We start from the raw sequence: 6,618 nt of genomic DNA on the forward strand, positions 1-6,618 counted from the left end.
AGCCAAAAAGGAGAGAAATATCGACCCATCGTGACCGCACCGACTACAATTTAACCGCGTAACACCATCTCATGCGCAAGTGGGCACGATAGACCGGAATGGGTGGGCGCGTTCACCGAAATACGCAACCGGGTGCGTGTCGACCAGGCAAACGCGCTGCGCGACGATGCCAAAGCGCGCCAGGTCATCAAGCGTAGCCGTTGGCTTTTGCTGCGCAATCGCGACAACCTGGAGGACGACCGTGCTATCAAACTTGACGAACTGCTCGCGGCCAACGCCCCGCTGTCGACGGTCTATTTGCTCAAAACCGAACTCAAGGAAATCTGGTTCGCGCCATCCGTTCGCGAGGGCGCGCGTCGATGGAAACGCTGGATGCGCCTCGCCCTCGAGAGCGAGATCGCTGCCGTGATCAAGTTCACCAAGCGCTTACGCAAATACGTCCGGGGCATCATCGCCTCGGCCATCTATCCGATGAATTCGTCCATTCTTGAAGGCGTCAACAACCGCATCAAAGTCATCAAACGGATGGCCTACGGGTTCCGGAACTCCGCATACTTATTCCTCAAAATCAAAGATGCCTTCCCCGGTAAAGCGCGATGAACCATAAAAAAAGCCTTCTATTTGACTAGAAGGCTTTTATGTAACTACTTGATTTCATTACGAATTCTGGTGGGAAGTGCAAGTTTCGAACTTGCGACCCCTGCAGTGTGAATGCCAGTGCCAGCAAGTTTTTGCAGTGCTCTCATAGGGGAAATTGTCTGCCGGCTGTCAGTAAATGGCACTGGATTGCACTCGATTACACCCGGAATTACACCCGGCTTCCCGTGCACCAAGAGCCGCCGAGGGGTGGCCTATGCGTTCGCGCAGTATTGTGATAGTAATAGATGGGCATACTGCCCCTAGGCCAACACATGCCGGGCGCAGACAAGGATATGAAACTTCTACCGAGCGGGATTGTCGTTCTAGCATTGTGCGCGTGCAGCACGCCAAGCCCGATTGAGCATGCCAACATCATCGGCCTGAACAGCTTCGCCCTCGCCGCCCGCTACGGCACGCCGGCCAGCTACCAACTCCAGGGCGACTACATGCAACTGGACTATGGGATCGATGCAGTTGGCTGCCGCCTCATCGTGCTGGTCGACCAGGCGCAGCGCGTGGTCGGCTGGGCCAGCAGCGGCCTGGCATGTCCAGCCCGATGATCGAGCGCCTATTCAGGCTGCGGCGACATTCCAACGAAACAGGCCTCGCCATCCAATCGCACCCTCAATCCAGCGCGAAGCAAGCCGGTCATGCCAACGCGTGGGCCAAGGCTTTGCTCTAGATTGTCGGCCGCGGCTGCGATCTCACGAAGGCGGCGAATCTCCCACAGCAGCGTACGCACGTCGGCCGAGTCGTTACGGCCCTGGATCTCTTTCAGCTGCTCGATGCTAAGCGGTGCTCGAATCCTACTCATTGCCGGCCCCTATCGCACATTTATATCGTTCCATGTCAGCTCTGCAATGGACGGCTCTTCGTCAAGCTCAGCACGCAAAACATCACGAATAATCCCTGCCTCATCGTCGGTCGGCCCGAGACTACGCTCCAACTGGTCCGCCCTGGATACGATTGCGCGCAGGCGCATAATCTCTCGCAGCACGGCGCGCATGTCACGCGAATCGCTACGGAGCCGGATTTCCACCAACTCGACTGTCGTCAGGGGCTTTCGAAATTTGCTCATGACCGCATTGGTCGAACGTTCCTGGTATCGGCTTCAGGCTCTGGCAGTGCCAGATCCAGCGCACAAAGCCACGACTGCGCAAACTCGACCACCTTACCCTCTGCATTCGTTGTCCGCTCGAAGCCCGCCAGGGTGAATTTTCCATCGTTCGCCCACACGATGTGCGGATCTAGTAGTTCCAAATAGGGGCCTGGTCTGCCAGGTTGCGTAAGTCGCGCCACCTTCACAGGGCGCCGCAGCCCTTGGTCGGTGACATCCATGATGACCAGCAACCCGGAGTGCTTGACGGTGTAACGGTCGCTCAGCATTCGGCGCTCCACAGCCACCCCGGCTGAACGCATTTTTACCACTCTTATTTTCATAGCACCGACCAATAAATACTGTATATACGTACAGTATATCGAACGGATGCAAGTTGTACAGTAAACAAATATGAAGGCGGTGATTGTGTTTGTGTAACGCGAACCGGTGACGCTCCGGCGCAGGGAGGACATCTTGGTGGTAGCCAGCGGCAAGAATGACGCCTGGACGCTGCACGAACTGCGCCGCATGGGAGCGACGATGATGCAGGCGCTGGGAATTTCGCTCGATATCATCGATCGCTGCCAGAACCACGTGCTGTCCGGCAGCAAGGTGCGCCGGAGCTATATGCATCACGACTATGCAGATGAGAAGCGAGCGGCTTGGGCGGCACCCAGAAAGAAACTGGAAACGCCGATCAACCAAACGCTGGTCGGCTAAATTTTCAGCCGTCGATCGGCAGCGAAGCAACGCGCTTATTTTTTAGCAGGTTAACTAAGCTAAAACAAGATAAAAAACTTAATCGCTTATCGTTTTCAACCCTTGGACTGTCCCCTGCTCGACGCTTCTGAGGCGCGCCTTCGATTACCTGCTATATCTACGAAAGATTTAGAGTAGTTCGTTGCAAATGCACATCAAAGCTCAATTTGGCTTGACAGATTTGCATCATAAGGTGCAGCATTGTTACACGCATTAAACCTTCACTCCCCCTTGCCTGAGGATGACTCAAATGAAATCACTGCTCCTGATCGCCGCAATAGCGCTTAGCGTTACCGTATCGGCAAATGCATACGATAGAAAATTCGCTGGCCAGCCCAATTATGACGGTTCATGCGAAAACGATTCATCAATGCTTGATAACCATTTCACATATTGGAATAGTGGCAATCATGGGTCCGATGCAATGGACTGCAAGTATGCGGTCGACCAATTAATCATACATCAAGAAATGGAATATTACATAAGCCGGCCTAAACGCTGCCAAAATAAGGGAATGACTTATGTCCCAACAACTGGAACAAACTACACTGGCATGATGTACGAAATTAATTCAGATGATGAATTGAAGAAGAAGCTTATCAGTGCAGCAAGCAATCTTCGTGGCGTTTCTTGTTCGCCAACCGACGAACAGCGCAAAGAGTTGCAGCGCCAATCCAAGCGTAGTTAAATTATTTTATTTCAAGAATGAAATTTTTTAATTGCGGGCAATTATTAACGGCCCGCAATGATATTTGCAAATTAAATTTCTTTTTAGAGCCGTCGCAACCAGACATGAATTTAATACACTTATTTTAGGGGCATAAGACTATGAATTCATTGGAGGAAAACGTAGGGGATAGTTATCCATCACATTTTTTTAAATACACACCAATCGAGGGCTGGCTACCCTCATTGCTTTGCGGCGACTCTTTATTATTTTCCTCAAGACTTTCCTTCAATGACCCCTTTGATTCCAGGCCTGGATTTAAAGTAACGCTCGAAACAAAGGAGGGTCGCACTTTCATGCAAAGCAAGTTGCGAAGCCGTACTCAATTGAAACCAGCGCAGCGAATCATGCATTTACGACGATTGGAGCAACTGCAAAAACGGCAAACTACGGATAGCAATGAGGGAGTCAATACCTTGCTTGATAGTGCAGGCATCCTTTCACTAGCGACAAGCTGGGAAAATCCGCTTCTTTGGGCGCATTACGCAAAACATCACAAGGGAATATGTATTGGATTTCATAGTAATATTGGAATTTTTCGGCTGGCGCACAAGATAAATTACGAAGAGATGATGCCGATATTGCGGCGCCCTCAAGATACCCCTCAGCAAATGCTCGACAAAACATTCCTTACAAAATCGAAATGCTGGGAGTATGAAAATGAATGGAGGATTATCAAGCCAAAACAAACACAGTACGAAAAGGACGTGACATTTTCAACAAATGAGGAACTGAAAAGACTGATGCTTGATTGTAATGGACCAGGCATATATAAATTTGACAAAGATTCTATTGAAAGCGTCACAATTGGCATGCGCACTCCAAAAGAAGATGAGGATTTTGTGAAGGAGACGATGAAAAATCTAGGAAATCATGTTCCCTTATACAAAATCGAAGCCTTGGGGATGACGTATGAACTTAGAAGAAAACTGATTGGGGTGTACTAATTCCACCATCCGCAGACCTTCGAACGTTACTGGCATCCAGCAATAACCGCCTCCAGCTCGTCCTCATACTTCCGACCTTGCAGCCAGTCCCGCGCCAGCGCCAGGATGATCTCGCCATCCGTCGCCATCGCGGGCAGCTTGTCGAACTCGTAGGCCGGGCGCGGTATTTCCATCTTTACACATGGTGTAAAGACTGGAATTTCGACGCGCACCGGCGCCAGCGGCGCGGTGGTGCAGCCGGACAACGCCAGCATGCCAAAAATGACTGCCAGGTATCCGGGCGAGAGTGAGCGTCCATGCGGCGTGGCGGGCCTTTTTGATTTCTCAGCAGGTCGCCCCATGCTTGCATTCTTCTGCCTCATTGCACATTCTCCAGCATCGCCCGCACGGCCGGCATGGCCTCGTCGCAGGTCGTGGCACGCACGCCGGCCAGCTGCACCTGCGCCGCTTGATACTTCTTGCCTGCGGCAGCCGCGGCGGCCTGCGCAGCCTCGCCGCGCTGCTGGGCCGCCAGCGTCGCCCGGGCCATACCGTCGACGGCCAGGTTCTGCTCGGCGATCGATGCGCGCAGGCCGGCGCTGACGCTCTGCTCCGCTTTCAGGTCGACCAGCGCCTGGTCGCGGGCGCCGGCGGCCAGCCACCAGCCGGTGCCGGTGGCACCGGCCACCACCAGCAGCACGGCAGCCAGCACGATGGCGGCCGCCTTCCAGATACCGCTGACGGCGGCGCCGGCCAGCGCGCTGGCGCCGCTCACGCCAGCACCCGCTGCGCCGTTTTGAAATAGGCCAGGCGTTCGGCCAGGCCATTGGTGCCGCCGTTGACGCGCCGCGTCACCACCACCTGGTCGCCGGCATCGGCCAGCGCGTTCAGGCCGCGCGACTGCCAGAACCAGCCGGCACTGCGGCACGCGTTGACGGTTTGCTCGAGCAGCGCCGGCTGGGCCAACAGATCCAGGCCCAAGGCTTTGCCGCACGCGGCGTAGTTGCTGCGGCCGGTCACCTGGATCAGGCCGCGGCCTCGGAAGCGCGAGCCGTCGCCGGCCTGCGCGTTGCCCAGGTCGAACGGCAGCTGATTGCGATCGGTCCGCACCTTCGGTGGCCAGGCCGCCACGAAATCGCGCTCGTAGCGCAGCTGCGATGGCGTCGGGCCCCACAGTTCGCGCACGTACACCAGCTGGCCGGATTCGTGCGCCAGTTGGGCCAGGAACGATGCTTGGCGCGCCGGCGTGTTGATGCCGAATTCGGCCATGGCGGCATTGAGCGCGGGTAAAAAAATACCCGCTTTGGAGCGGGCATTGGGCATGATCTTGATCAACTGGTCGAGCGTCATTTTGCGCCTCGGCGGTTGAACGTCATGTGAAGGGCCACGCCGGCGGCAATCAGTAGCTCGAACAATTGGCGGTCGGAAATCGCCGACATAATGCCGGCAGCAGCGCCGCACGACAGGGCAACATGCCCCAGGCGCGCGACCATTGCTGTTTGCCGCGTCATTTTGTTCAGCTCGACGACGCACAGGTACAGGACGTAGATCCAGATAACAGCTTGGATAATTGAAATCAGCGACATGGTTACTCCTTTGTATCAGGTTGATCGGGCAGCGTTGGCAATTTCGCGTTGCGCGTACGGTCGATCAGGGCGAAAAATACGGGCACAGCGCGCATCGCGCCCAGCCCCCAAAAAAACGCGATGGCACCGGCCAGCTCGGTCGGTGCGTTCAGGTAGTGAATGGCCAGTGGCGTGGCCGCGCAGGCGACAGCGCCGCCGACCAGGAACGCCGTCATGGCCTGGCGCTTGGTCATTTCCTTGGCGTAGCTCAGCGACGCGGCTGAGCCGATAAACGCGCCGATCAGCACCGCGTAGGAAATGCCAGCCACGGTGCTGCCAGGTGTTTCAATTGCCATAGGGCCTCTCAGGTGGTGGAAATGAAAAAACCCGCCGAAGCGGGTTTGTGGTGGAGCATTGAATTCGTTACACAGCCTTGACCATCACACACGCCCGACCATCCGCCTCGATCGAGATCACACGCCCGACCGCGCGCAGGTACTGCGGCATGGTGATATCGCCCTCATGCATGGCGATGCCGGCAATGCCGTCACCATCCGGCACCGGCACGATGTAATCGCCAGGCTGGGCGCCCAGCACATTGACCGGCACGCGGCCGGCGATGGCGATGCGGTCGACCTTCTGGCGCTCGACCTCCAGGGCGGCCTCGAACGTGGCCATGGCCTGGTCATCCTGCTGCGCAGCGGCGGCATGGCTGGCCAGTGCGGCGGCATAGGCGGCCTGTTTTGCCGCCCACTCGGCATCGGTGTCGCCAGGCTTCACCACCTCCGTGTACGCGGGCGGGTTCGTGCCCGGTACTGGCTGCTGCTCGATCAGCTCCATGCGGCGCGGTGGCGGTATCGGCTGCGGCCCGGCCTGTGGCGTTGGGCGCGGGCCAGCTGCGCT

The 6,618-nt window shown here is 56.2% G+C and carries 11 protein-coding genes and 1 pseudogene; 5 read left to right on the forward strand and 7 right to left on the reverse strand.

The window, feature by feature from the left end; genetic code table 11:
* Nucleotides 1-117 precede the first annotated feature (117 nt).
* Together ASR47_RS00240 and ASR47_RS00245 are read left to right on the forward strand one after the other, a co-directional pair.
* A pseudogene (locus tag ASR47_RS00240) lies at nt 118-600 on the forward strand (transposase); the annotation flags it as partial.
* Between the two features lie 311 nt (nt 601-911).
* Nucleotides 912-1,199: a hypothetical protein gene (locus ASR47_RS00245; protein ID WP_150127599.1), complete on the forward strand. Its 288-nt coding sequence runs from the start codon at nt 912-914 to the stop codon at nt 1,197-1,199.
* Between the two features lie 514 nt (nt 1,200-1,713).
* Here ASR47_RS00245 and ASR47_RS00260 read toward each other — a convergent pair.
* A complete protein-coding gene (locus ASR47_RS00260; protein ID WP_065305779.1) occupies nt 1,714-2,025 on the reverse strand; it encodes a hypothetical protein in 312 nt (103 codons plus the stop codon).
* Nucleotides 2,026-2,212: 187 nt separating this feature from the next.
* On the opposite strand from ASR47_RS00260, the gene ASR47_RS00265 reads away from it, so the two are divergent.
* The 3 genes from ASR47_RS00265 (at nt 2,213) to ASR47_RS26225 (ending at nt 4,171) form a co-directional block, all read left to right on the forward strand.
* Complete coding sequence (locus ASR47_RS00265; protein ID WP_065305780.1) at nt 2,213-2,458, forward strand: site-specific integrase; 246 nt, start codon at nt 2,213-2,215, stop codon at nt 2,456-2,458.
* 289 nt (nt 2,459-2,747) lie between these two features.
* Complete coding sequence (locus ASR47_RS26725; protein ID WP_150127600.1) at nt 2,748-3,185, forward strand: hypothetical protein; 438 nt, start codon at nt 2,748-2,750, stop codon at nt 3,183-3,185.
* A gap of 140 nt (nt 3,186-3,325) precedes the next feature.
* A complete protein-coding gene (locus ASR47_RS26225; protein ID WP_082988617.1) occupies nt 3,326-4,171 on the forward strand; it encodes a DUF2971 domain-containing protein in 846 nt (281 codons plus the stop codon).
* Nucleotides 4,172-4,197: 26 nt separating this feature from the next.
* On the opposite strand, the gene ASR47_RS00275 is transcribed toward ASR47_RS26225, so the two are convergent.
* The 6 genes from ASR47_RS00275 to ASR47_RS27290 form a co-directional block, all read right to left on the reverse strand.
* Entirely contained in the window at nt 4,198-4,533 is a 336-nt protein-coding gene (locus tag ASR47_RS00275; protein WP_245714211.1) for a hypothetical protein, read from the reverse strand.
* On the reverse strand, nt 4,530-4,925 hold the full coding sequence (locus ASR47_RS00280; RefSeq protein WP_065305783.1) for a hypothetical protein: 396 nt from the start codon (nt 4,923-4,925) through the stop codon (nt 4,530-4,532). Before ASR47_RS00280 ends, ASR47_RS00275 begins: the two co-directional genes overlap by 4 nt.
* Nucleotides 4,922-5,500 carry a glycoside hydrolase family 19 protein gene (locus ASR47_RS00285; RefSeq protein ID WP_065305784.1) on the reverse strand — a complete coding sequence of 193 codons (579 nt, stop codon included), beginning with the start codon at nt 5,498-5,500 and terminating at the stop codon, nt 4,922-4,924. The genes ASR47_RS00280 and ASR47_RS00285 overlap by 4 nt, the downstream gene beginning before the upstream one ends.
* Entirely contained in the window at nt 5,497-5,736 is a 240-nt protein-coding gene (locus ASR47_RS00290; protein ID WP_065305785.1) for a hypothetical protein, read from the reverse strand. The genes ASR47_RS00285 and ASR47_RS00290 overlap by 4 nt, the downstream gene beginning before the upstream one ends.
* 2 nt (nt 5,737-5,738) lie before the next feature.
* Nucleotides 5,739-6,071 (reverse strand): hypothetical protein, encoded by a 333-nt coding sequence (locus ASR47_RS00295; protein WP_065305786.1) that lies wholly within the window; start codon nt 6,069-6,071, stop codon nt 5,739-5,741.
* A 67-nt stretch (nt 6,072-6,138) separates the two neighbouring features.
* A partial coding sequence (locus ASR47_RS27290; protein ID WP_217270506.1) for a hypothetical protein occupies nt 6,139-6,618 on the reverse strand: 480 nt, incomplete at its 5' end.

The sequence above is a fragment of the Janthinobacterium psychrotolerans genome, assembly GCF_001677885.1.
Taxonomy (GTDB): domain Bacteria; phylum Pseudomonadota; class Gammaproteobacteria; order Burkholderiales; family Burkholderiaceae_D; genus Janthinobacterium; species Janthinobacterium psychrotolerans.

Coding starts and splice junctions, on each gene's coding strand:
- ASR47_RS00260 (WP_065305779.1), bottom strand. CDS start 2,025: ATGCTGAGCGACCGTTACACCGTCAAGCACTCCGGGTTGCTGGTCATC.
- ASR47_RS00245 (WP_150127599.1), top strand. CDS start 912: ATGCCGGGCGCAGACAAGGATATGAAACTTCTACCGAGCGGGATTGTC.
- ASR47_RS26225 (WP_082988617.1), top strand. CDS start 3,326: ATGAATTCATTGGAGGAAAACGTAGGGGATAGTTATCCATCACATTTT.
- ASR47_RS00290 (WP_065305785.1), bottom strand. CDS start 5,736: ATGTCGCTGATTTCAATTATCCAAGCTGTTATCTGGATCTACGTCCTG.
- ASR47_RS00275 (WP_245714211.1), bottom strand. CDS start 4,533: ATGAGGCAGAAGAATGCAAGCATGGGGCGACCTGCTGAGAAATCAAAA.
- ASR47_RS00295 (WP_065305786.1), bottom strand. CDS start 6,071: ATGGCAATTGAAACACCTGGCAGCACCGTGGCTGGCATTTCCTACGCG.
- ASR47_RS26725 (WP_150127600.1), top strand. CDS start 2,748: ATGAAATCACTGCTCCTGATCGCCGCAATAGCGCTTAGCGTTACCGTA.
- ASR47_RS00285 (WP_065305784.1), bottom strand. CDS start 5,500: ATGACGCTCGACCAGTTGATCAAGATCATGCCCAATGCCCGCTCCAAA.